General features: G+C 73.1%; 19 protein-coding genes. 12 read left to right on the plus strand and 7 right to left on the minus strand.

Annotation, left to right across the window (positions count from 1 at the left end):
- Positions 1 to 95 precede the first annotated feature (95 nt).
- Genes ACIA3K_RS12080 through ACIA3K_RS12090 form a run of 3 tightly spaced genes read left to right on the plus strand, consistent with a single transcriptional unit; the run spans position 96 to position 4881 of the window.
- A complete protein-coding gene (locus tag ACIA3K_RS12080) occupies positions 96 to 1937 on the plus strand; it encodes an ABC transporter (RefSeq protein WP_396800781.1) in 1842 nt (613 codons plus the stop codon).
- Positions 1934 to 3619, plus strand: coding sequence for a GTPase (locus ACIA3K_RS12085; RefSeq protein WP_396800782.1), 1686 nt, complete (start codon positions 1934 to 1936; stop codon positions 3617 to 3619). The genes ACIA3K_RS12080 and ACIA3K_RS12085 overlap by 4 nt, the downstream gene beginning before the upstream one ends.
- A gap of 38 nt (positions 3620 to 3657) precedes the next feature.
- A complete protein-coding gene (locus ACIA3K_RS12090; RefSeq protein WP_396800783.1) occupies positions 3658 to 4881 on the plus strand; it encodes a hypothetical protein in 1224 nt (407 codons plus the stop codon).
- A gap of 89 nt (positions 4882 to 4970) precedes the next feature.
- On the opposite strand, the gene ACIA3K_RS12095 is transcribed toward ACIA3K_RS12090, so the two are convergent.
- Positions 4971 to 5594 carry a phosphoesterase PA-phosphatase gene (locus ACIA3K_RS12095; protein ID WP_396800784.1) on the minus strand — a complete coding sequence of 208 codons (624 nt, stop codon included), beginning with the start codon at positions 5592 to 5594 and terminating at the stop codon, positions 4971 to 4973.
- Between the two features lie 422 nt (positions 5595 to 6016).
- Between ACIA3K_RS12095 and ACIA3K_RS12100 the strand changes: the two genes are divergently transcribed.
- From ACIA3K_RS12100 to ACIA3K_RS12130, 7 genes are all read left to right on the plus strand, one after another.
- Positions 6017 to 6715, plus strand: a complete 699-nt coding sequence (locus ACIA3K_RS12100) for a hypothetical protein (protein WP_396800785.1) — start codon at positions 6017 to 6019, stop codon at positions 6713 to 6715.
- A 584-nt stretch (positions 6716 to 7299) separates the two neighbouring features.
- Positions 7300 to 8475: a pyruvate dehydrogenase (acetyl-transferring) E1 component subunit alpha gene (pdhA, locus tag ACIA3K_RS12105; RefSeq protein ID WP_396800786.1), complete on the plus strand. Its 1176-nt coding sequence runs from the start codon at positions 7300 to 7302 to the stop codon at positions 8473 to 8475.
- Positions 8475 to 9464 (plus strand): alpha-ketoacid dehydrogenase subunit beta, encoded by a 990-nt coding sequence (locus tag ACIA3K_RS12110; protein WP_396800787.1) that lies wholly within the window; start codon positions 8475 to 8477, stop codon positions 9462 to 9464. The genes pdhA and ACIA3K_RS12110 overlap by 1 nt, the downstream gene beginning before the upstream one ends.
- Before the next feature lie 5 nt (positions 9465 to 9469).
- Complete coding sequence (locus ACIA3K_RS12115) at positions 9470 to 10966, plus strand: dihydrolipoamide acetyltransferase family protein (protein ID WP_396800835.1); 1497 nt, start codon at positions 9470 to 9472, stop codon at positions 10964 to 10966.
- A gap of 218 nt (positions 10967 to 11184) precedes the next feature.
- A complete protein-coding gene (locus tag ACIA3K_RS12120) occupies positions 11185 to 11325 on the plus strand; it encodes a hypothetical protein (RefSeq protein ID WP_355048476.1) in 141 nt (46 codons plus the stop codon).
- Between the two features lie 365 nt (positions 11326 to 11690).
- Complete coding sequence (locus tag ACIA3K_RS12125) at positions 11691 to 14231, plus strand: hypothetical protein (protein ID WP_396800789.1); 2541 nt, start codon at positions 11691 to 11693, stop codon at positions 14229 to 14231.
- Positions 14232 to 14353: 122 nt separating this feature from the next.
- The gene (locus tag ACIA3K_RS12130) at positions 14354 to 16192 is read left to right on the plus strand and encodes an NHL domain-containing thioredoxin family protein (protein ID WP_396800790.1); all 1839 of its coding nucleotides are present in this window, start codon (positions 14354 to 14356) and stop codon (positions 16190 to 16192) included.
- Positions 16193 to 16231: 39 nt separating this feature from the next.
- Here ACIA3K_RS12130 and ACIA3K_RS12135 read toward each other — a convergent pair whose 3' ends face one another.
- Genes ACIA3K_RS12135 through ACIA3K_RS12145 form a run of 3 tightly spaced genes read right to left on the minus strand, consistent with a single transcriptional unit; the run spans position 16232 to position 18553 of the window.
- A complete protein-coding gene (locus tag ACIA3K_RS12135) occupies positions 16232 to 16981 on the minus strand; it encodes a LamB/YcsF family protein (RefSeq protein WP_396800791.1) in 750 nt (249 codons plus the stop codon).
- Positions 16965 to 17828 (minus strand): biotin-dependent carboxyltransferase family protein, encoded by an 864-nt coding sequence (locus ACIA3K_RS12140; RefSeq protein WP_396800793.1) that lies wholly within the window; start codon positions 17826 to 17828, stop codon positions 16965 to 16967. Before ACIA3K_RS12140 ends, ACIA3K_RS12135 begins: the two co-directional genes overlap by 17 nt.
- Positions 17825 to 18553, minus strand: a complete 729-nt coding sequence (locus ACIA3K_RS12145) for an allophanate hydrolase subunit 1 (protein WP_396800795.1) — start codon at positions 18551 to 18553, stop codon at positions 17825 to 17827. The genes ACIA3K_RS12140 and ACIA3K_RS12145 overlap by 4 nt, the downstream gene beginning before the upstream one ends.
- 172 nt (positions 18554 to 18725) lie before the next feature.
- Here ACIA3K_RS12145 and ACIA3K_RS12150 point away from each other — a divergent pair, with 172 nt between their 5' ends.
- A complete protein-coding gene (locus tag ACIA3K_RS12150; RefSeq protein WP_357129520.1) occupies positions 18726 to 19403 on the plus strand; it encodes a hemolysin III family protein in 678 nt (225 codons plus the stop codon).
- Positions 19404 to 19471: 68 nt separating this feature from the next.
- Here ACIA3K_RS12150 and ACIA3K_RS12155 read toward each other — a convergent pair whose 3' ends face one another.
- Positions 19472 to 19756 carry a DUF6458 family protein gene (locus tag ACIA3K_RS12155; protein WP_357129517.1) on the minus strand — a complete coding sequence of 95 codons (285 nt, stop codon included), beginning with the start codon at positions 19754 to 19756 and terminating at the stop codon, positions 19472 to 19474.
- Between the two features lie 114 nt (positions 19757 to 19870).
- Between ACIA3K_RS12155 and ACIA3K_RS12160 the strand changes: the two genes are divergently transcribed.
- Positions 19871 to 20410, plus strand: a complete 540-nt coding sequence (locus ACIA3K_RS12160; protein ID WP_396800798.1) for a SixA phosphatase family protein — start codon at positions 19871 to 19873, stop codon at positions 20408 to 20410.
- 46 nt (positions 20411 to 20456) lie between these two features.
- Here ACIA3K_RS12160 and ACIA3K_RS12165 read toward each other — a convergent pair whose 3' ends face one another.
- Entirely contained in the window at positions 20457 to 20726 is a 270-nt protein-coding gene (locus ACIA3K_RS12165; RefSeq protein WP_007454197.1) for a DUF6458 family protein, read from the minus strand.
- Positions 20727 to 20958: 232 nt separating this feature from the next.
- Positions 20959 to 22815, minus strand: a complete 1857-nt coding sequence (locus tag ACIA3K_RS12170; protein ID WP_396800836.1) for an acyl-CoA dehydrogenase — start codon at positions 22813 to 22815, stop codon at positions 20959 to 20961.
- Between the last annotated feature and the right edge of the window lie 55 nt (positions 22816 to 22870).

Here is a 22870-nt window from a genome sequence, read left to right on the forward strand (position 1 = left end):
GCGAATCGTCAAGTCGAGTTGAGCCGACCCGACGCAACCCAGACGTTATTACCGTCCGGTTGTCTTCCCTTGCATCGGTCGGGCACGCTTTAGCGGTGACGACGCCCGGCGATTCCGCCACCCGTTCCGGCGCGCCCGCCGTCGCCGCCCGCACCGGCCCGCCGGACGCCGCGGAGGAGCCGTCCGTCACCCCCGGGGACGACAGCCTCCCCGGCGCGCTGTCGGGCCTGAGGGCCGCGATCGGCGCGACCCGCTATCCGCTCGCCCTGCCCTCGGCCAACTCCGCCCGGCAGGCCGCCAACGCCCTCACCGACCAACTCGACGACTACCTGCTGCCCCGACTCGCCCGGCTGGACGCCCCCCTGCTCGTGGTCGTCGGCGGCTCCACCGGCGCGGGCAAGTCGACCCTGGTCAACAGCCTGGTCAAGGCCCGCATCAGCGCCGCGGGGGTGCTGCGACCCACCACCCGCTCCCCGGTGCTGGTGTGCAACCCGGCCGACGCGACCTGGTTCCGGCAGGGCGACCTGCTGCCCGGGTTGACGCGTACGACCGAGCCGAGCGACGACCCGCGTTCCCTGCACCTGGTGACCGCGCCGGCCCTCCCCCCGGGTCTCGCGTTCCTCGACGCGCCGGACATCGACTCGGTGGTCGACGCCAACCGCGCGCTCGCGAGCCAACTGCTCGCCGCCGCCGACCTCTGGCTCTTCGTCACCACCGCCGCCCGGTACGCCGACGCGGTGCCGTGGGAGCTGCTCCGCAGCGCACGCGCCCGGGGGGCCGTGATCGCCATGGTGCTCGACCGCGTACCCGCCGAGGCCAGCGACGAGATCGCCGCGCACCTCACCGAGATGCTCGCCGCCCAGGACCTCGACCGCGCCCCCCTGTTCGTGCTGCCGGAGACCTGGGTCGACGGTCAGGGGCTGCTGCCCGAGGGGGTCACCGCGCCGCTGGCCGAGTGGTTCGCCCGACTGGCCGCCGACGCCGACGCCCGCGCCGCGGTGGTCCGGCAGACGCTGGACGGCGCGCTGGCCGCCCTGCACCCCGCCGTCGAGGAGCTGGCCGACGCCGCCGACGAGCAGGTCACCGCCGCCGACGCGCTCGACGAGCGGGTACGGGCGGCGTATCGCGCATCCGAGCGAACCGTCGAGCAGGGCCTGCGGGACGGTCGGCTGCTCCGCGGCGAGGTGCTGGCCCGCTGGCAGGAGTTCGTCGGCACGGGCGAGTTCTTCCGCACGCTGGAGGCCCGCATCGGGCGTCTCCGGGACCGGCTGGTGGCCGCCGTCACCGGCCGCCCCGCGCCCGCCGCCGAGCTGCGCAACGCCATCGAGTCGCAGCTCGTCACCCTGCTGCGCGGGGTGGCGTCCGAGGCCGCCGAATCCGCGTACACCGGGTGGAAGGCGCACCCGGCCGGCGCGGATCTGCTCGATCCGGCGCTCGCCCACCCCAGCGGCGACCTGCCCGAACGCGCCGAGCGGATGGTCCGGGACTGGCAGCGCGCGGTGCTGGACCTGGTCCGCGTCGAGGGCGCCGACAAGCGCTTCGTGGCCCGGACGGCCGCGTACGCGGTGAACGCCACCGGGCTGGCCGTGATGATCGCCGTGTTCGCCTCGACCGCGTTCATCCCCACCGGGTTGGAGGTGGCGACGGGGGCCGGCACGACGGTCGCCGCGCAGGCCGTACTCCAGGCGATCTTCGGCGACCAGGCGGTGCGTACCCTCGCCGCCAAGGCCCGGGTCGACCTCCTCGCGCGGGTGCGGACGCTGCTGGACGCGGAGGCCGACCGCTTCCTCACCCGCACCGCCGACGCCCGGCCCGCCGAGGCGGCCGGCGAGACACTGCGCCAGGCTGCCAGGCGGGTCGAGCTGGCCCGGCACCGCAGCGGCATCGCCGACCACGACGGCACCGTGCCGGCCGGCGACGAGAAGGGTTCGCGATGAGCAACCTCGCCGGCCGGGTACGCGAAGCCTTCCGTGGCGACCAGCGGATCGACCCGGACGACCTGATCGCCCGCCTGGACGCCGTACGCCGCCTCCTGACCGCCGTCGACGGTCTGCTGCCCGACGCCGAACTGGTGCCCGCGCACACCCTGGTCGAACGGGCCGGCACCCGACTCGCGCTGTCCCGCGACCACACCGTCGTCGCCCTCGCCGGCGCGACCGGGAGCGGCAAGTCCAGCCTGTTCAACGCGCTGGCCCAGCTCGAACTCTCACCGGTCGGCGTCCGCCGACCCACCACCGGCGTGACGCACGCGTGCGTGTGGGGGCCACTGGAGGACGCCAACCGGCTGCTCGACTGGATCGGGGTGCTGCCCCGGCACCGCTTCGTCCGCGAGAGCGCGCTCGACGGCGACGACGAGACGCCCCTGCACGGCCTGATCCTGCTCGACCTGCCCGACTTCGACTCGGTCCAGCGCTCCCACCGCCTCGAGGTGGACCGGTTGCTCGGCCTCGTCGACCAGGTGGTCTGGGTGGTCGACCCGCAGAAGTACGCCGACCGGGTCATCCACGACAGCTACCTGCGCGAGTTCCACCGGCACCGGGACGTCACCCTGGTCGTGCTCAACCAGGCCGACCGGCTGCCGGCGGCCGAGCTGCCCCGCGTCCTGGACGACCTGCGCCGGCTGCTCGACTCCGACGGGCTGACCGGCGTACCCCTGCTCGCCACCACCGCCATCGACCCGGCCGGGATGGTCGGGCTGCGCACCGCGCTGGAGCGTACGGTCGCCGAACGGCAGGCCGCCCTGCGACGACTGGCCGGCGACGTCGACACCGTGGTCGCCGGGTTGGACGAGATGATCGGCTCGGCCCGGCCGAGGGGCGGTCCGGACGACGCGACCGTCGCCGGATTGAACCGGGCACTGGCCGGCGCCGCCGGAGTACCGGCGGTGAGCGAGGCGGTGGAGCGGGCGTACCGACATCGGGCCGGCGCGGCCACCGGCTGGCCGGTGGTCCGGGGCTGGCGACGGTTGCGGCCCGACCCGCTGCGCCGGCTGCACCTGCCCGGCCCGGCCGGCGCGGACGCCGACCCCGCCGAGAGCCTGGTGGCGGCCACTTCGGTGCCCGATCCGACGGCCGCCCAACGGTCGGCGCTCGGTCTGGCGATCCGTGCGGTGGCCGACCGGGCCGGCGGCGACCTGCCCGCCGCCTGGCCGACGGCGGTCACCTCCGCGGCCCGGTCCCGCCTCGACGACCTGCCGGACGCGATGGACCGCGCGATCGCCGGCACGGACCTCGGCCTCGACCATCAGCCGGTGTGGTGGCGGGTCGTCGGTGGCGTGCAATGGCTGGTCACCCTGGCCGCCGTGGTCGGTCTGGGCTGGCTGGCGCTCGGCTACGCGCTGCGGGCGCTCGGCCTTCCCGCGCTGGACAACCCCATGGTCGGGCAGGTGCCGATGCCGACCGTACTGCTGCTCGGTGGCCTGCTGGCCGGGCTACTGACGGCGGCGCTCACCCGACCGGTCGTGCGCTGGGCGGCCCGACGTGCGCGGGCCCGCGCCCGGCAGCGGCTGACGGTCCGGGTCGCCGAGGTCGGCGAGGAGTACGTGCTCGCCCCGGTACGGATCGTGCTCACCTCGTACGCGCAGGCGCGCGACGCGCTCGGCGAGGCTGCCCGCCGCTGACGCCTCTGCGTACGCCCCGAGCGGCGTAGGGTCGAAGCATGGCCACGCCTCAGACCCCTTACGACGCGGTGCTGCACGCCGCACGCGACGTGACCAAGCTGGAGTCCGCCCTCGACGCCGAGATGCTCGGCAGCGCGCTGCTGGGCAGTGTCTACGCAATCGCCGAGACCGACCGCGACACCGCCGTGCGGGAGTTCGTCACCGGTTTCCTCGCCGCCACCGCCCGCCGCCGGATCGCGGCGGCGACCACCATCCGCCAGGTCTTCGCCGCGCTCGTCCCGACCGCCGAAGGCGTCGAGCGGGTACGCCCCGGCAGCCAGGCCCCCGCCTGGTCCGGCCAGCTCGCCCGGGTGCACCTCACCGGCAGTTGGGCGTACGGCGACGTCTACGGCGACCAGACCTCCTACCTCGCCACCTTCGCGTACGACGACGCGGCCGGAGGCCCGGAGCACGCGCTGGTGGCCCTCGTCGACCACAACATCGGGATCACCAAGGACATCTTCGTCGGCGGGCCCGCCGAACGGATCCTGGACCAGGTCCGGCAGATGTGCGCGGACGACGAGCTGACCTGGTTCCGCACCGAGGACCCGTCCCGGCTGCGGGGCGAGGTGGCCCGTCACCTCTCGGTCACCGACGACCTGGGTGAGCTGCCCGGTGAGGGCTCGCTCGCCACCGACCGCGCGCTCGTGGGCGCCCGGCTCGCGGTGCTGCCCATGGCCGCCGTGCCGACCGGTCCGGCCGAGGTCGAACCGCTCTCCGCCGCCGAGCGCACCGACCTCGTCCGACGGTTCCTGGCGTCGCCGGAGGCCGCCCGGTTCGGGCTCGACAGCGTCGACGGTCCCGAGCTCGCGTCGCTGCACTTCTGCCTGAGCCTGCTGCTGGACCACTCGGCGTCCTTCCCCGACTCCGACCCGACGCGGTGGAGTCCGGCGGTGTCCGGGCTCTTCCTGCTCGACTGGGTGCACCGCCGTGCCGTGCTCGACATGGACGACGCGGCGATGCTGCCCCGGGTGCTGCGCGCCTGGGCCCGGTACGCGTCACAGCAGCGCGGGCTGCCCGAGGCCGCCGCCGAACGGACCGACGAGGCGATCGAGGAGATGGTGCCAGAGTTCGCCCGGCTCTACTCGACCGGCGAGCGGCGTAGCGCCGCCACGGCGGCCGTCGCGCAACTCATGGCCGACGGCGTGGACCCGGACGACCCGGCTGCGCTGGACGCCTGGATCGAGGCCAACCGGCACCGACTCGCCGACGACGGCGCCTGACGGCATCCGGGCGGGTGGCAGCACCAGGCCGCCCGCCCGGTGGGTTCCGGCCGGCCGCTGTGCGTCGCCCGCTCGACTGGGGGGTGCGCTCAGCGCAGGGCACCGAAGACGACCGCGGCGATCAGCGCGCCGAGCGCCCCGCCGGCGAGCACCTGCGCGACGGTGTGGTCCCGCAGCCGTACCCGGGCCCAGCCGACCACGCCCAACAGCGGCACGGCGACCAGGAGCCCGCGTCCGAAGGTCAGCGCCAGGATGACCAGGGTGCCGGCGGAGACCGCCGAGTGGATCGACATCTTCCACCAGTGGCTCACCGACACGGCGACCACCAGTCCGACCAGCCCCGCCACCGCCAGCGCCAGCAGGGGCCGTGGTGCGCCGAGGACGACGAGCAGGGCGAGCCCGGCGGTGACCGAGCCGAGTCCGACCAGTAGGGGCACCCGGCGCTGCTCCCGACGGCCGATGTGGTGGTCGGTGAGTCGCCCGCGGCGGACCCCACCGACGATGTAGGCGAACGGGATGCCGGTGACGAAGACCGTCGCGAGCAGGCCCCACACCAGCCCTCGAACGCTGTCCTGACTGCTGTGCCAGCTCACCGTGATGATCAGCAGCGACACCAGCACTGCCGGCGCGGTCAGCTCGGTGACGAGTCGGGCGACCCGCAGCCCCGGACCGGGACGAGTGGCTACCGGGCGGGGTTCCGCACCGCCGCCCACGCCACCCCCCTGATACGCGCCACCGTTGACCAGCGCCGTCTCGGCGACACCTGCCCGTCACCGTACCGCCGAGAAGCCCTCCGAATGCACGGGTCCCGCCGCCGACCGGACGAACCCGCCCCTGCCCAGCCCGACCCACCCCCACCCACCCCTGCGGTCGCTCGCCGGTGATCAAGAAGTTTGCGTCAAGGATCGTGCTTGCGGTGACGCAAACGTCTTGATCACCGCGAGCGACGGCAGGCGATGGGCCGCGCGGGGGTCGCTCCTGCCCGGAGCGCTTGACGGCGTCGGGTCCGGGCGAGGGCCTCCACGATCGCGCCGATCTTGCGGTTTGCGCTGTCGTTATGGGGCGTATCGAGTCTTATGTCGCGACAGGAAGTGCAAGATCGCGGGGGTCGCCGGGTGTGGCGGTGGGGCTGGGCGTGAGCGTCGGTGACGGCGCGGTGGTGGGGGACGGGCGTGGGGTGGGTGGCGGGCGTGGGGTGGGTGACGGGCGTGGGGTCGGGGACGGCGGGGCGGAGAGGGTGCTGGTGGGGACGGCGGTGGGGGTCGCCGGATCGGTCGTGGCGGGCGTCCCCGGGTCGGTGGCGGTGGGTGTCGTCGGATCGGTCGGCGACGGGCTCGGGTCGGACGTCTCGGTCGGGTCCGGATCCGGCGGCGCGGTCGGCGACGGCACCGGCGACGGGCTGGCCGGTGGCCCGGCCGGTGGGGCGCTGCGGGTGGGCCGGGGCGCTGGCGGCGCGGACACCACCCGGCGTGTGGGCACCCGATCGTCGACGTGCGGGCCGCACCACGAGTCGTCCGGGACACGTCGGGGCGCGCCCGGCAGCCAGCCGGTGGTCGCGGTCGGGCCGGCGCTGGGCGTGCCGGGCGACGGGAGCACGGGCGGCGGCTGGCTGGTCACCGGCATCGGGATGACCACCGGTCCGACCGACGGGGTCGGGATGAACGGCGTACCGGCGTCCGGCAGTGCGGAGGTGCCGGGAGTGGCCGAGCCCGCGCTGATCGCCGCGAGCACGGGCATCGACGCGGTGCCGGCCAGAAGTGCGACGGTGAGCAGGTATCCCCGGGAGGGACCACCCGCGCCGGGTGCCCGGTGCGCTCCGATCACCCGGCGGTAGCCGCCCGGCGAACGGTGGCGGCCGAGCACGGGTGTGCCGGGCCCGTCACCTGACTCGTCCACCGCACACCCCTCGTCGTCGGACCCCGTGGGTCGCTGTCGGCACCACGCGAGGGTGTTAATCCGGCTAATCACCCGATCGGCGCGATCCTGCGGAATCAGCCTCGCCCAGTTACGGTCCGTCAGCCAACACCCACCGCGTGTCGACACGCGGCACTGACCGAACGGTGACGAATCAGCACCGGATCACCCGGTGGACGCGCAGCGACATGATGACGACAAAGGCGGCAAACCGTAGGCGGTCGGAATGCGACCCGGGCGTACTGTGGGCACGCTCACCTGCTCTGCGAATATGGAACACGACGGCAACGCAGCCGCGACCTCCGCGCACCCCCGCGGCAGACGCGGCCCGGCGCCGGCGCTCCCGATCCGGGTTCGGCCAGAACCCGGCTCACGCCGCGCGGCAACCCCCACCCGGGCTAGGCGCGGCCGCCAGGAACCGGTCCGGCAGCAGCCGGACAGGCGCACGAGTTGCGTGGCCGGGTGACCCCCCGGTGCCGACGCAGACACGACAGGGAGAGACCGATGGCAAAGGGCGACCCCGGGGGCACCACCCGCAGCAGGCGGGCAGCTCCCCGCTCCAGAAAGGGCGCGGCCGGCAACCCCGAGCTGGTGCAGCTGCTCACCCCCGAAGGCGAGCGGATCGACAGCGCCACCGGACCGGACGGCACCGAGTACCGCGTCGACTTCACCGACGAGGAGTACCGCGGGCTCTACCGCGACCTGGTGCTGGTCCGCAAGCTGGACGCCGAGGCGACCGCGTTGCAGCGGCAGGGCGAGCTGGGCCTCTGGGCCAGCCTGCTCGGCCAGGAGGCGGCGCAGGTCGGCTCGGGGCGCGCCCTGCGTGCGCAGGACATGGCCTTCCCGACCTACCGGGAGCACGGCGTCCTCTACTGCCGGGGCATCGACCCGATCATGCCGCTCGGCCTGTTCCGCGGCGTCGACCAGGGCGGCTGGGACCCGAACGAGTTCAAGTTCAACATGTACACGATCGTCATCGGGGCGCAGACCCTGCACGCGACCGGGTACGCCATGGGCATCACCATGGACGGCAAGGTCGGCACCGACGACGGCGAGGCCGCGATCGCCTACTTCGGTGACGGGGCCACCAGCCAGGGCGACGTCAACGAGGCATTCGTCTGGGCCAGCGTGTTCAACGCGCCGCTGGTCTTCTTCTGCCAGAACAACCAGTACGCGATCTCCGAGCCGCTCGAGCGGCAGACCCGTGTCCCGCTCTACCAGCGGGCCGCCGGCTTCGGTTTCCCCGGCGTACGGGTGGACGGCAACGACGTGCTGGCGTCGTACGCGGTGACCCGCACGGCGCTGGACAACGCGCGGCACGGGCAGGGCCCGAGCCTGATCGAGGCGTACACCTACCGGATGGGCGCGCACACCACCTCCGACGATCCGACCCGCTACCGGATCGCCAGCGAGGTGGAGTCGTGGCAGGCGAAGGACCCGATCCTGCGGGTCAAGACCTTCCTGGAGAAGCAGCAGATCGCCGACGCGGCCTTCTTCGCCGAGGTCGACGAGCAGGCCCGCCGCGAGTCGGTGCACCTGCGCGAGCGGGTGCTCAGCATGCCCAACCCGGAGCCGGTGACGATGTTCGACCACGTCTACCCCAACGGCTCCCCGCTGCTCGACGAGCAGCGTGCGCAGTTCAACCGCTACATGGAGTCGTTCGAGGGGAGCGCCCACTGATGGCCACGGAGACGCTCACCCTCGGCAAGGCCCTCAACACCGGTCTGCGCCGCGCCCTGGAGAACGACAACAAGGTCGTCATCATGGGCGAGGACGTCGGCAAGCTCGGCGGTGTCTTCCGGATCACCGACGGGCTCCAGAAGGACTTCGGCGACCAACGGGTGATCGACACCCCGCTCGCCGAGTCCGGCATCATCGGCACCGCCGTCGGCCTGGCCATCCGTGGCTACCGGCCGGTCTGCGAGATCCAGTTCGATGGCTTCGTCTACCCGGCGTACGACCAGATCGTGTCGCAGGTGGCGAAGATGCACTACCGCTCGGGCGGCAAGCTCAGCATCCCCATGGTGATCCGGATTCCGTTCGGCGGCGGCATCGGCGCGGTCGAGCACCACTCCGAGTCGCCGGAGGCGTACTTCGCGCACACCGCCGGCCTGAAGGTGGTGACCTGCTCCAACCCGCAGGACGCGTACGTGATGATCCAGCAGGCCATCGCCTCGGACGACCCGATCGTCTTCCTGGAGCCCAAGCGGCGCTACTGGGAGAAGGGCCAGGTGGACCTGGACGCGCCGCTGTCCGACGCGTACCCGTTGCACTCGGCCCGCGTGGTGCGGCCCGGCACGGACGCGACCGTGCTGGCGTACGGCCCGATGGTGCGCACGTGCCTGGAGGCCGCGACGGCCGCCGCCGAGGACGGCCGGGAGCTGGAGGTCATCGACCTCCGCACGCTGTCCCCGCTGGACCTGGGCGCGGTCTACGAGTCGGTGAAGCGCACCGGCCGCGCGGTCGTGGTGCACGAGGCGCCGTCCAACATCGGGCTGGGCGCCGAACTGGCCGCCCGCATCACCGAGGAGTGCTTCTACTCCCTGGAGTCGCCCGTGCTGCGGGTCACCGGCTTCGACACCCCCTACCCGGCGGCCCGGGTGGAGGAGGAGTACCTGCCCGACCTCGACCGGGTGCTCGACGCCGTCGACCGCACCTTCGGCTGGTGAGCGACATGTCCCGGATCAAGACGTTCAACCTGCCCGACCTGGGCGAAGGGCTGACCGAGGGCGAGATCCTGGCCTGGCTGGTCAAGGTCGGCGACACCATCGAGCTGAACCAGCCGATCGTCGAGGTCGAGACGGCCAAGGCGGCGGTGGAGATCCCGGCGAAGTGGGCCGGGCAGGTGCAGGCGATCCACCACCCGGAGGGCACCACGGTCGAGGTCGGTACGCCGATCATCGCGATCGACACCGACCCGGGCGCCGGCCCGCTGGACGTCCCGTCCACCACGGCCACGCCCGCCGGTGACCTGCCCACTCCGTCGGCGGCGTCGCTGGCTGCGGTGGAGGTGGCTCCGGCCGAGGGCATGGTCGAGCCCGGTCTCATCGGCGGTCCCGCCCCGGGCGGCCGCACGGCGGTCCTGGTCGGCTACGGCCCCCGTACGACAACGGCGAAGCGCCGCCCCCGCAAGAGCGGCGTCCCGGCGCAGGCCGCGACCACCGCGGCCCCCGCCGGGGTCGATCATGGAGTTGTGGTGGGTGACAACATCACCCCAACCTCCGTAAGTCCGGCACCACAAATCCATGATCGACGCGGTGGGGCGGTCGGGGCAGGCGCGGCGGGCGTTCTGGCCAAGCCGCCGGTTCGGAAGCTTGCCAAGGATCTTGGGGTTGATCTGCGGGCGTTGACCGGGTCGGGGCCGCTGGGCTCGATCACGCGGGAGGACGTACAGCAGGCGTCTCGTGGGGCCGTGGCGGCCGAGCCGGTCGCGGCCACCTCGACCGCGACGAGCGCCGCGAGCTTCGGCGCGGACCGTGAGCAGCGCATCCCGGTCAAGGGGGTCCGCAAGCTCACCGCCGAGAACATGTCCCGCTCGGCGTTCACCGCCCCGCACGTGACGGAGTTCCTGACCGTCGACGTGACGCGGGCCATGAGGGCGTTGGAGCGCCTGCGGGGCCGGCGCGAGTGGCGCGACGTACGGGTCTCGCCCCTGCTGCTGGTGGCGAAGGCCGTGCTGCTGGCCGTCAAGCGTCACCCCATGGTCAACTCGACCTGGGCGGGTGACGAGATCGTGGTCAAGGAGTACGTCAACCTCGGTATCGCGGCGGCGACCGAACGCGGCCTGATCGTGCCCAACGTCAAGGACGCCGGTCGGCTCTCGCTGCGCGAGTTGGCGGACGCGCTGAACGGCCTGGTGCAGACGGCGAAGTCCGGCCGCACCTCGCCCGCCGACATGTCCGGCGGCACCCTGACCATCACCAACGTCGGGGTGTTCGGCGTGGACACCGGAACACCGATCCTGCCGCCGGGTGAGTCGGCGATCCTCGCCTTCGGCGCCGTGCGGGAGATGCCCTGGGTGCACAAGGGCAAGGTCAAGGTTCGCCAGGTGACCACCCTGGGGTTGAGCTTCGACCACCGGATCATCGATGGCGAGCTGGGCTCGAAGTTCCTGCGCGACATCGGTGACTTCCTCGCCGACCCCGAGGCGGCGCTGCTCGCCTGGACCTGACGGTTCGAGACGCCAGCCACGGCCGGTGTGCCACGGGTTAACGCCCGGCACACCGGCCGTGTCCGTTGGGCGAAGGAACCGTCGGCGACGAGGCTTGTTGACCTTTGATTGTTAGGCAGGTGTCCCAGCTCACCTAATAATCGATGGAAGTTGGCCGGCTTCTGCGGTTGAATAGACACATCAGGGGCCGACAACCGAATAGCCAGGGGGACCCAGCAATGAGCAGCATGATCGAGCGAATCCGCAACCACCGCGAGGCCAACCGCCGCGCCCGTGCCATCGAGCACGCGTTGCGCTCGGCGAACTCGCCGGCCGTGCGCGAGGAGCTTCTCGTCATCGCCCAGCGTCACATGAGCTGACGCTCCACAACTTTCCTCACCTCCTCCAGATCGATGGCCCACCCGGCCCACCGGGTGGGCCATCGGCGTTCCGCCCGTGCGTCACACCGGGACGCCCGCACGTGACACCGGGATTCCGCGCTGCCGCAGCGCCCGGTACGGTGGGCTTCGGTCGCCGTCCGCCGGCCCGGCCGACGCCGAGCCGATAGAAGCTACTCGACACCACCCGGCGACGGGCAGTGACGACCGGTGCTCCTTTGGACGCCCCAAGGGGCCACCGGATACGGTGCGGGGAGCCGGCACGGCGGTACGCCGGTGACGCCGGCAGCCATGCCGAGGAGACCGATCGGCACCGGCGGCCGACATGTGATGGAGGAGGCGCACCCATGACGTCCGAGGGCCCGCACCGTCCCGGCCAGGAGCCGGACGAGGTGTCACCGGGCGCCGGCGGACCGGCGCCGTACGGCGACCGCCCGGCGCAGCCGGACAACGGCAACGACGCCGCCGGCCCCGACCTGGGCTGGGCACCACCCCCGCCGCCCGCGCGGCCGAACCCGTCCTGGGCGACCCAGGTGGAGCAGCAACCGAACCCCGCGTGGGGCGCTGCCGCCGCGCCGCAGCCCAACGATCCGGCACAGCCCGCCTGGGCTGCCGGAGGCCCTCCGGAGCCGGCACCGACCGCCCAGTGGACTCCCCCCGCGCAGCAGGCCTGGACGCCACCCGAGCAGCCAGCCCCCGCCTGGCCCGCCGCCTCCGAGCAGCAGCCCGACTGGGCGCAGGCCCAATCGGCCGCGCGTGGCGCCGCCCAGGTGCCCCCGGCCACCGCCGCCTGGCCCGCCCAGGACGACCCGTCCCGCTCCGGTGGATGGGCCGGGGGGGCAGCCCCGGTCAGCCCGTCAGCCCCCCAGTGGCATGCCGAGCCGGCGCAGCACGCCGGCCGCGCTGGCGTACCCGCGCAGCAGGACGACCCGTCGGGATCGGGCGGATGGCCCGTCGGGGCCGCCGCCCGGGAGGACCAGCCCGTGTGGACGCCGGCCGAGCAGCCGCCCCAGACCTGGGGCCAACCGGCCGGGCAGGCCGAACAAGCCTCCCCCGGCTGGGCGCCGGCCGAAGCACGCGGCGCCGCCCAGGTCCCGGCCGGCACCTGGCCCGCGCAGGACGACGCCCCGCAGCCCACGGCCTGGGGTGCGGCGGAGAGCCGTCCGCAGCAGCCGGACTGGGTGCTTCCGTCCCAGGACCAGCCCGTCGAGCGTCCGGAACCGACCGCGTGGCCCCAAGCCGAGCAGGCCGGTCCCGCGTCCGCCCGGGCCAGCGTCAGCGTGCCCGGCAACGACGTGACGCCCGGCTGGGCGGCCGCCGGCCCGGACAACCAGGCACCTGCCACTCCCGGCGTCGCCCAGACCGAGCCGTGGGCAGCGGGCGAGGTGTGGGGCCGCGCCGAGGCGGAGGCATCCGCACAGGCCCGCAGCGGTTGGGACGCCGACCGGGATGACGAGCCGCCGGTGTACCAGCCCGCGCCCGCGCCCGGCATCTCACCCGCCAACGCCGTGCCGCTGCCACCGCAGGAGCAGCGCGTACCGGGTGCGAGCCTCGCCGCCGCCCCACCGGCCGACTACGTGCCCCCGACGCCGTTCGCCGCGCTCCCCGAGCAGCCGGCGTACCCCGAGCGGGACACCCCGGACGTGCAGCACGACGCCGAGCCGGTCGGCTGGGGCCGGGGCGAGGAGGCCTCCGCGGGTGCCGCCGTGGTGCCCGCTCCGCGTACCTCGCCGGAGTCCGGGGCGGGCCGCGCGGTCGTACCGGCGGCGGACGCCGACTCGTCCGCCGGCGCGGCGGGCCGCGCCTCGGCGAGCGCCTCGGTGCCGCTGGCCAGCCGCGTGATGCCCCCGGCCGACCAGGCGATGCGGCCGGCCAGCGCGGCCGCACCCCAACCCCGGGTGTACGGCCGTCCGTCCCGGCCCGACGAGGACGAGCCGGAGCAGGCGGGTCCGGCGGCGTTCCAGGCCACCCCGAGCCCCGAACACCCGGGCGCGCCCGACTGGCAGCAGGACGCCGACCGCCCCAGCGCTACCGAGTGGCAGCAGGCGCCCGACCGCCCGGCCGTACCGGACTGGCAGCAGGACGCCGGCCGTCCCGGTGTGCCCGACTGGCAGCAGGCGCCCGAGCGCCAGAGCCCGCCGGACTGGCAGAACGGGCCGGAACGGCAGGGCTTCCCCGGGTGGGGCGAGGACGCGCCGTCCGCGCCGAACGGTTTCGGTGAACCGCCCGCAGCGGCCGCCGCCGCGCCGCCGGCCTTCCCGCCCGGTGTGCCGTCCTTCGTCGACGCGCCGGGCAACAACCGGCCGATGAACGGGGTTCGGCCGCAGTCCGGCGGTGAGCGTCCGGACGACCGCTTCGGACCGGGCGCGCCGGCCGCCGGCACCGCCACGGTGAACGGCGCTGCGGGCTTCGGACCAGCCGTCGAGCAGCCGCCGGGGGCGCAGTTCCCGGCCTTCCCGCCGCCGCAGCCCACCCCGTCCTGGGGCCAGGAGGCAAGCCAGTCTGACCAGGGCCGGTTCGACTCGTTCAAGCCGGACGCGGACGAGCCCAAGGTTGAGCCGCCCACGCCGAAGGTGCGCAACGGGCGGGTCCTGGCCGCGGTGCTGATCGCCGCCGTGCTCATCCTGGCGGTGCCGCTCGGCCTGCTCATGTTGCTCGGCAAGTTCGGTGGCGGGAACGACACGCCGGCCTTCGACCCGGCGGTCGGCACCTGCGTCAAGCAGGTCGGCCAAGGTGCCTCGGAGGTGCCCTGCACCGAGGCGGGCGCGTTCACGATCGTCTCCAAGGTGGATGCGAAGGACAAGTGCGCCGACCCGGCGCAGCCCCACGTGGTGCTGCCCGGCGAGGGCACCAACCGGGTGCTCTGCCTCAAGCCGGCCACCAAGTAGGACCGACGACGGCGGGGTCACGGGCGACCGTGGCCCCGCCGCTTCGCGTCCGGGTGGTCCCGGCGCGTGATGTCATCCGGGTCACGACGGCCGCACCGATGCCGCGTGGCAGGCTGGCAGGCATGGGAACGACAGCGCGCGTACGGGCACCCGAGCTTCGGGGCCGGCAGTGGCTCAACACCGGCGGCAAGGATCTGACTCTCCAGGACCTGCGTGGCAAGATCGTTCTTGCGGACTTCTGGACCTTCTGCTGCATCAACTGCCTGCACGTGCTGGACGAGCTTCGGCCGCTGGAGGAGAAGTACGGCGACGTGCTCGTCGTGATCGGCGTGCACTCACCGAAGTTCGAGCACGAGAAGGACGCCGACGCGCTGGTCGCCGCCGTCGAACGGTACGGGGTGCACCACCCCGTACTCGATGATCCTGAGCTGGACATGTGGCAGCAGTACGCGGCCCGCGCCTGGCCGACCCTGTCGGTGATCGACCCCGAGGGGTACGTGGTGGCCACCATGGCCGGCGAGGGTCACGCCGAAGGGCTGGCCCGGCTGATCGACGAGCTGATCGCCACCCACGAGGCGAAGGGCACCCTGCACCGGGGCGACGGGCCGTACGTTCCTCCGCCGGCACCGGAGACGGCTCTGCGCTTCCCGGGCAAGGCGGTGCTGCTCCCGGACGGCAACCTGCTGGTCTCCGACTCGGCGCGGCACTCGCTGGTCGAGGTGGCCCCGGACGGCGAGACGCCGGTACGCCGGATCGGCTCGGGCGAGCGGGGTCGGGCAGACGGGCCGGTCGGCTCGGCGACCTTCTCCGAGCCGCAGGGCCTGTGCCTGCTGCCCACGCACGTCGCCGAGGTGGCCGGTTACGACCTGGTGGTCGCCGACACCGTCAACCACCTCCTGCGAGGCGTGCGGCTGGAGTCCGGCGAGGTGGTCACCGTCGCCGGCAGCGGCCGGCAGTGGCGTGCCTCGATCGACGACCACGCGCACGACGCGCTCGCCGTGGACCTGTCCTCCCCGTGGGACCTGGCCTGGTACGACGACAAGCTGATCATCGCGATGGCGGGTATCCACCAGCTCTGGTGGTTCGACCCGATCAAGCGGACCGCCGGCATGTACGCGGGCACCACCGTGGAGGCGCTGCGGGACGGGCCGCTGCCCGAGGCGTGGATGGCGCAGCCGTCGGGGCTGTCCGTCTCGGCCGACGGCGTCCGGCTCTGGGTGGCCGACAGCGAGACCAGCGCCGTCCGGTACGTCGAGAACGGGGTGCTGGGCACCGCGGTCGGCCAGGGCCTGTTCGACTTCGGGCACGTGGACGGGCCGGCTGAGTCGGCGCTGCTGCAACACCCGCTGGGCGTGTGCGCGTTGCCGGACGGCTCGGTGCTGATCGCGGACACCTACAACGGCGCGGTGCGCCGCTTCGACCCGGCCAGCAACCAGGTCTCCACGGTGGCGGACGGGTTGGCCGAGCCGAGCGACCTGGTGCTCACCCCGTCCGGTGAGGTGCTGGTGGTGGAGTCCGCCGCGCACCGGCTGACCCGGCTCGCTCCGGGCGCCCTGTCGGCGGCGGGCGCGAGCACGGTGGACGGCCCTCGGCACCGTACCGAGCGCAAGCCGACCGACGTGGCGGCCGGCGAGGTCACCCTGGACATCGTCTTCACCCCGGCCCCGGGCCAGAAGCTGGACGAGACGTACGGGCCGTCGACGCGTCTGGTCGTCTCGGCGTCCCCGCCGGAGCTGCTGCTCGACGGCGGCGGTACGAGCACCGAGCTGTCCCGCCGGCTGGTGCTCAACGGCGAGGTCACCGGCGGCGTCCTCCAGGTGACCGCGCAGGCGGCGACCTGCGACGCCGACGTCGAGCACGCGGCCTGCCACCTGACCCGACAGGACTGGGGGGTTCCGGTACGCGTGGTCGACGGCGCCGCGACCCGGCTGCCCCTGGTGCTGCGCGGCCTCGACGCGTAAGGCTGCGGGCTCGACGCCAGCGCTACGGGACGCCGGCGCTCAGGCGAACGGCGCCACCGTGACGCCGGCGTCGATCAGGCTGGCGCGTACCAACTCGGTGGCGGACACCGCGCCCGGGGTGTCGCCGTGGACGCAGATCGACTCGACCGGACAGGGGATCACGGTGCCGTCCACCGCCACGACGGTCCGTTCGGTGGCCATCCGTACCGCCCGGGTGGCCACCTCCTCCGGGTCGCTGATCAGCGCGCCGGGCGCGCCGCGCGGCACCAGCGACCCGTTGGGCAGGTAGCCGCGGTCGGCGAAGGCTTCGGCGACCACCGGTAGGCCCGCGCCGAGGGCGAGTTGGGCGAGCGTGGAGCCGGGCAGACAGAGCACGGGCAGGTCGGGGTTGTGGTCGCTGACGGCGGCGACCACGGCCGCCGCCTGGGACTCGTCGGTGGCGGCGGCGTGGTACAGCGCGCCGTGCGGCTTGAGGTAGCGCACCCGGGTCCGAAAGATCCGGCAGAACGCGTCCAGGGCCCCCAACTGATAGGTGATCTCGTCGCGCAGCTCGGTGAAGTCGTACGCGATCCGCCGCCGGCCGAAGCCGGCCAGGTCCCGGTAGCCGACCTGCGCGCCCACCGCCACCCCGTGCCGTACCGCGCCCTCGCAGACCCGCCGCATCGTGGACGGGTCGCCGCCGTGGAAACCGCAGGCCACGTTGGCGCTGGTCACCAAGGCCAGCAGGGCGTCGTCGTCGCCGAGCCGCCAGATGCCGAATCCTTCGCCCAGGTCAGCGTTGAGGTCCATGAAACCTGACGGTAGTACCTGGGCGGGCCTGCGCGAGCGGGGTCACGTCGGTGACCACCCCGATGACCGGGTAACCGCCGGTGGTCGGATGGTCCGCGAGGAAGATCAGGGGTTGGCCGTCCGCCGGCACCTGCACCGCGCCGAGCACGATTCCCTCGCTGGGCAGTTCGCCGGCGACCGCGCGGGGCAGCGGCGCGCCGGCGAGCCGCGCGCCGACCCGGTTGCTGACCGGGCTCACGGTGTACGCGCTGCCGAACAGCCGGTCGAGAGCGGTCGGGGTGAACCAGTCGTCACGGGGGCCGAGGCGTACGCCCAGGCGCAGTTCCTGCGCGGGGGTCGCGCCGATGGTCACGTCCACCGGTGCGGGCTCGCCGGTCGGTACGCCGAGCGGCAGCCGGTCACCGTCGCGCAGTGGGGCCGGGCCGAGCCCTGCGAGGGTGTCGGTGGAGCGGCTGCCCAGCACCGCCGGCACATCGATGCCCCCGGCCACGGCCAGCCAGCTCCGTACGCCCTGACGGGCCGGGCCGACGCGCAGCACCGTACCGGCGGGCAGGCTGAGCGGGCGGCCGGTGTCGCCCGCCCGGTCCCCGGCCCGGACGGTCACCTGCGCGCCGGTGATGGCCACGGTGGTGGCGCGGGTCAGCCGCAGCGCGCAGCCGGTCAGGGTGATCTCCAGGCCGGCGGCCTCCTCGACGTTTCCGACCAGCCGGTTGGCGAGCCGCAGGGCGGCCGGGTCGAGCGCGCCGGAGCGGGGTACGCCGAGGTGCGCCCAGCCGGGCCGGCCGAGGTCCTGCACGGTGGTGAGCGCCCCCGCGCGCAGCACCTCGATCTCGGCGGGACCTGTCACGCCGTCACCATCCGTACGCGGGTGCCGGGGCCGAGCCGGGCGGGCGGGTCGCTGTCGACGTCGAAGAGGGGCAGGTCGGTCCGGCCGACCAGCAGCCAACCGCCGGGGGACGCGCTGGGATAGATCCCGGCGTACGGGCCGGCCAGGGCGACCGAGCCGGCCGGTACCCGTGGGCGTGGGGTGGGCAGCCGGGGCAACGCCAGCTCGGCGGGGAGCCCGGTCAGGTAGGGAAAGCCAGGGGCGAAGCCGCAGAAGGCGACGAGAAAAAGCGTGCCGGTGAGACGACGCCGCACCGCCGGCACATCGACGCCCCAGTGCTCGGCGACGACCGGCAGGTCCGGCCCGTCGAACAAGACCTCCACGGCGACGACGTCCGCGCCGTGGGCCTCCTGCGTCGATCTTGCAGTTTCTGTTGTCGATATGACCTGATCAGGCCATTTCGTCGGCGCAGAAAGTGCAAGATCGGCGGGAGGGGAGGGGGCGCTCGCGGCGGCGGTGACTTCGGGTGCCCAGCGGGACAGTAGGGCGGCGGTTGCGGTGGGGTCTGGTAGTCCGTCGAGGAGGACCGTGGTGGCCGCTGGGACGATCTCCACTGCGGTCAGGTCCCCGCGTTCGCGGCGCTGCCACAACTCGGCCCGCCACGCCTCCACGAGTTCAGACGCGGTCAGGCCGGTGGCGCCGAACTCGATCAGAAGGGCGTGCGCCCCGACGGGCCGAATCCGCATCGCCCCATCTTCACCGACGAGCGCCGCCTCCATCCCTCGCGATCTTGCACTTTCTGTGCCGACAAAAGGAGTTGTCCACTCATTTCAACCACGGAAACCGCAAGATCGGCGCGTGCGACGCGTCACCGCTCGGACTACTTGAAAGTAACCTACGGTGCCGTAACCTGAGGGCGTGAGCACCTCCGCCCCGCTTCGCCTGAAGCCGGTCGACATCGGCAAGCCCCGGATGCGCGGCTGGCTACACACGTACGCCTTCTTCGTCGCGCTGGTCGCCGGCATCGTGCTCTGTTCGATCGCCGCCAGCCGCCCGGGCTGGGCGCCCCTCGTGAGCTGCGCCATCTACAGCCTCACGGTCTGCGGGCTGTTCGGCACCAGCGCCCTCTACCACCGTCGAGTGTGGTCGGAGCGCGGCTACCAGGTGATGCGCCGGATGGACCACTGCATGATCTTCGTGTTCATCGCCGGCACGTACACCCCGCTCTGCACCATGCTGCTCTCGACCCGGCAGGCCACCATCATGCTGGCCCTGGTCTGGGGTGGGGCTCTCGGCGGTGTGGCGCTGAAGCTCGTCTGGCCGCACGCGCCGCGCTGGGTGTCCGCGCCGCTCTACCTGGCGCTCGGCTGGGTCGCGGTCGCCATGCTGCCGGACATCCTGCACGGCGGCGGTGTCACGGCGCTGGTGCTGCTGATCGTCGGCGGTGCCATCTACAGCGTCGGCGCGGTGTTCTACGCCCTGCGCCGGCCCAACCCGTGGCCGACGGTCTTCGGCCACCACGAGTTCTTCCACGCGTGCACGCTGGTGGCCGCGCTGTGCCACCACGTCGCGATCTACTTCGCGCTGTTCGCCTGAGCTGCCGACACCGCAGACGCGAGCCGGGGCCCCGCCACGCTGCGGGACCCCGGCTGACGCGGTTGTGGTCAGACCGGACGGCCCGGCCGACGCACCTCGCGGTACTCCCGCATGACCTGGTCGTCCTGGACCGGCACCACCCGGTCGACCACCACGTCCTCGCGGACCGGCGCGGCGACCACGGTACGACGGCGGCCGTTCCAGAAGTAGAGGGTGACGAGCAGGCCGGCGACACCGGCGAGCATCAACACCCAGCCGACCACGGACAGGTTCAACCACCCGAGGTCGGCCTCCACGGCGAATGCGAAGATCGCGCCCAGCGCGATCAGGAAGATGCTGCCACCAATGCCCATGTCTCGCTCCTCGGCTCTAACCTGGCGTACGACCCGCCGCGGGCCGTTGGTAGGGGGTGCGGCATCCCTGGACTTACCCCGGCAGGAAGATCGCCAATCGGGCAAGCTGGGGGCATGACCGACAGCCCCGCCGAGGCGCGGACACTGGTGTTGCTCCGGCACGCGAAGGCCGAGCCGGGCAGCGAGGGTACGGACGACGCCCAGCGCCCGTTGAGCGCCCGTGGGGAGGCCGACGCGGCGGCGGCCGGGGCCTGGTTGGCCCACCACGACCTGCTGCCCGACGTGGTGATCTGCTCGACCGCCCTGCGGACCCGGCAGACCTGGCACGGTGTGGCGATGGGGATGACGGGTTCGCCCCCGGAGGGCGGGCCGGCCGGTCCCCGCCCGAGCGTGCGTTATGAGCCCGGCGCGTACGACGCCCACCCCGAGGAGTTGTTGTCGCTGGCCAGGACGGCCGATCCGGCGGCTCGGGTGGTGCTGTTGATCGCCCACAATCCGGGCGTCTCGCTGCTCTCCGCGTTTCTCGATTCGGAGACGGCGGACGAGGAGGGACTGCGGACCGCCGAACTGGCGGTGCACCGCAGCGCGGCCACCTGGACGAAGTGGGACCGGGGCGGAGCGCCGATCGCCCAGCGGCACACGGCACGCGGCTGAGCCACCCGCGATTCGGCGGGTGGCTCAGGCGTACGCGCTCAGGTGGTCAGGACGGTGGCGCGGTCGGCGGCGGCGGGTCCGGCGGCGGAGGCATCATCGCCGTGGGGTGGGACAGCCGGTTCTCCTCCACGATGAGGGTCCGGGCCCGCTTGCGCCGGTCCTGCCAGAACCAGAGGGTGGTCAGTAGCACGGCGAGCCCGGCCAGGATGAACACCCAGCCGACCGCGCGCAGGTCGATCCACCAGACGTTGGCCCGGATCGCGAAGGTCATGATCGCGCCGAGCGCGATGAGAAAGATGCCGCTTCCTACACCCATGTGCGCTGCACTCCCCCGTGCGGTGGCTCTGGGCGTTCCCGTGGTCGAGGCGGGTTACCCGCCACGGCAGCGGCATACCCGACCGGGCCCGGCCAACACGCGCCGCACGTCGTGCCGCTCCGCTGGTGGCCCCGGAGACCGCAAACGGCCGGCGGGGCGTGAGGCCCCACCGGCCGTCACCGAGGGTGCCGGGTGGTGCGACCCGGAACCGCTCAAGCGTGCCGTGGCACGGTCAGAAGGCCTCCTCCGGGAGGTCCATGATGTCGAGGTCGGTGCCCTCGATGATGCGCCGGTCGGCGCCGATTCGGGGCAGCACCTCACGGGCGAAGAACCGGGCGGCGGCCACCTTGCCGGTGTAGAACGCCTTGTCGGTGGCGGAGACCTCGCCGGCGAGGGCCTTGAGCGCGACGTCGGCCTGCTTCTGCAGCAGCCAACCGACGACCAGGTCACCGATCGCCAGCAGGAACCGCCGGCTGCTCAGGCCGACCTTGTAGAGCGCGCGGGGGTCGCCGGCCTGCGCCTCACCCAGCCATCCGGTCAGCACACCGAGGATGTTCTGGATCTCGGCCAGCGCCTTGCCGAGCGCCTGCCGCTCCTCCTTGAGCTGGCCGTTGCCCGCCTCGGTGGAGATGAACTCCTGGATCTCGCCGGACACCGCCAGCAGCGCCTTGCCGTTGTCCCGGACGATCTTGCGGAAGATCAGGTCGAGGCTCTGGATGGCGGTGGTGCCCTCGTACAGGGTGTCGATCTTGGCGTCCCGGACGTACTGCTCCAGCGGGTAGTCCGCAAGGAAGCCGGAGCCACCGAAGGTCTGCAGGGATTCGTGGCCGAGCATCTCGTACGCCCGCTCCGAACCGACGCCCTTCACCAGCGGCAGCAGCAGGTCGTTGACCCGCTTGGCCAGCTTGGTGGCCTTCTCGTCGCCGGCCGCCTCGGCGAGCGCGACCTTGTCCTGCCAGGTGGCGGTGTAGAGGACCAGGGCCCGCAGACCCTCGGCGTACGACTTCTGCAGCAGCAGCGAGCGCCGCACGTCCGGGTGGTGGGTGATGGTGACCCGAGGGGCGGTCTTGTCGGCCTGCTGGACCAGGTCGGCGCCCTGCACCCGGTTCTTCGCGTACTCCAGGGCGTTCAGGTAGCCCGTGGACAGCGTGGCGATGGCCTTGGTGCCGACCATCATCCGGGCGTACTCGATGATCATGAACATCTGCCGGATGCCGTCGTGCTTGTCGCCCAGCAGCCAACCCTTGGCCGGTACGCCGTGCTCGCCGAAGGTCATCTCGCAGGTGTTGGAGACCTTCAGGCCCATCTTGTGCTCGACGTTCGTGGCGTAGACGCCGTTGCGCTCGCCCAGCTCGCCGGTGGTCTCGTCGAAGTGGAACTTGGGCACGACGAACAGCGACAGGCCCTTGGTGCCGGGGCCGCCGACGCCCTCCACACCGACCGGGCGGGCCAGCACGTAGTGCACGATGTTGTCGCTCAGGTCGTGCTCGCCCGAGGTGATGAAGCGCTTCACGCCCTCGATGTGCCAGCTGCCGTCGGGCTGCTGGATCGCCCGCGTACGACCCGCGCCCACGTCCGAACCGGCGTCCGGCTCGGTGAGCACCATCGTGGAGCCCCACTGCTTGTCGATGAAGAGCTTGGCCCAGCCCTTCTGCCGCTCGGTCCCCTCGACGTGCAGCACGTGCGCGAAGGAGGGGCCGGAGGAGTACATCCAGACTGGCGCGTTAGCTCCGAGCACCAGCTCGGCGAGGGCCCACCAGAGGGCACGCGGGGCGTTGGTGCCACCCAGGGCCGGCGGCAGGTCCAGCCGCCAGAACTCCGAGTCCATGAACGCCTGGTACGACTTCTTGAACGACTCCGGCAGCGGCGCGGTGTGCGTGGCCGGGTCGAAGACCGGTGGGTTGCGGTCGCTGTCCGTGTAGCTGGCAGCCAGGTCCTCGCGGGCCAGGCGGTCCACCTCGGCGAGGAAGCTCCGGGCGGTATCGGTGTCCAGTTCCGAGTACGGCTCCTGGCCGAACGCCCGGTCCGCCCCGAAAACCTCGAACAGGTTGAACTCGAGGTCCCGAAGGTTGCTCTTGTAGTGGGTCATGCTCACTGGCCCCGCTTCCGGACAGGTGTTACCGATCAGTAACCCCGACTGTATT

It is taken from the genome of Micromonospora sp. NPDC051543 (genome assembly GCF_044454415.1).
Lineage (GTDB): Bacteria > Actinomycetota > Actinomycetes > Mycobacteriales > Micromonosporaceae > Micromonospora.

Coding starts and splice junctions, on each gene's coding strand:
- ACIA3K_RS12085 (WP_396800782.1), top strand. CDS start 1,934: ATGAGCAACCTCGCCGGCCGGGTACGCGAAGCCTTCCGTGGCGACCAG.
- ACIA3K_RS12090 (WP_396800783.1), top strand. CDS start 3,658: ATGGCCACGCCTCAGACCCCTTACGACGCGGTGCTGCACGCCGCACGC.
- pdhA (WP_396800786.1), top strand. CDS start 7,300: ATGGCAAAGGGCGACCCCGGGGGCACCACCCGCAGCAGGCGGGCAGCT.
- ACIA3K_RS12110 (WP_396800787.1), top strand. CDS start 8,475: ATGGCCACGGAGACGCTCACCCTCGGCAAGGCCCTCAACACCGGTCTG.
- ACIA3K_RS12115 (WP_396800835.1), top strand. CDS start 9,470: ATGTCCCGGATCAAGACGTTCAACCTGCCCGACCTGGGCGAAGGGCTG.
- ACIA3K_RS12120 (WP_355048476.1), top strand. CDS start 11,185: ATGAGCAGCATGATCGAGCGAATCCGCAACCACCGCGAGGCCAACCGC.
- ACIA3K_RS12125 (WP_396800789.1), top strand. CDS start 11,691: ATGACGTCCGAGGGCCCGCACCGTCCCGGCCAGGAGCCGGACGAGGTG.
- ACIA3K_RS12130 (WP_396800790.1), top strand. CDS start 14,354: ATGGGAACGACAGCGCGCGTACGGGCACCCGAGCTTCGGGGCCGGCAG.
- ACIA3K_RS12135 (WP_396800791.1), bottom strand. CDS start 16,981: ATGGACCTCAACGCTGACCTGGGCGAAGGATTCGGCATCTGGCGGCTC.
- ACIA3K_RS12145 (WP_396800795.1), bottom strand. CDS start 18,553: ATGCGGATTCGGCCCGTCGGGGCGCACGCCCTTCTGATCGAGTTCGGC.
- ACIA3K_RS12155 (WP_357129517.1), bottom strand. CDS start 19,756: ATGGGCATTGGTGGCAGCATCTTCCTGATCGCGCTGGGCGCGATCTTC.
- ACIA3K_RS12160 (WP_396800798.1), top strand. CDS start 19,871: ATGACCGACAGCCCCGCCGAGGCGCGGACACTGGTGTTGCTCCGGCAC.
- ACIA3K_RS12165 (WP_007454197.1), bottom strand. CDS start 20,726: ATGGGTGTAGGAAGCGGCATCTTTCTCATCGCGCTCGGCGCGATCATG.
- ACIA3K_RS12170 (WP_396800836.1), bottom strand. CDS start 22,815: ATGACCCACTACAAGAGCAACCTTCGGGACCTCGAGTTCAACCTGTTC.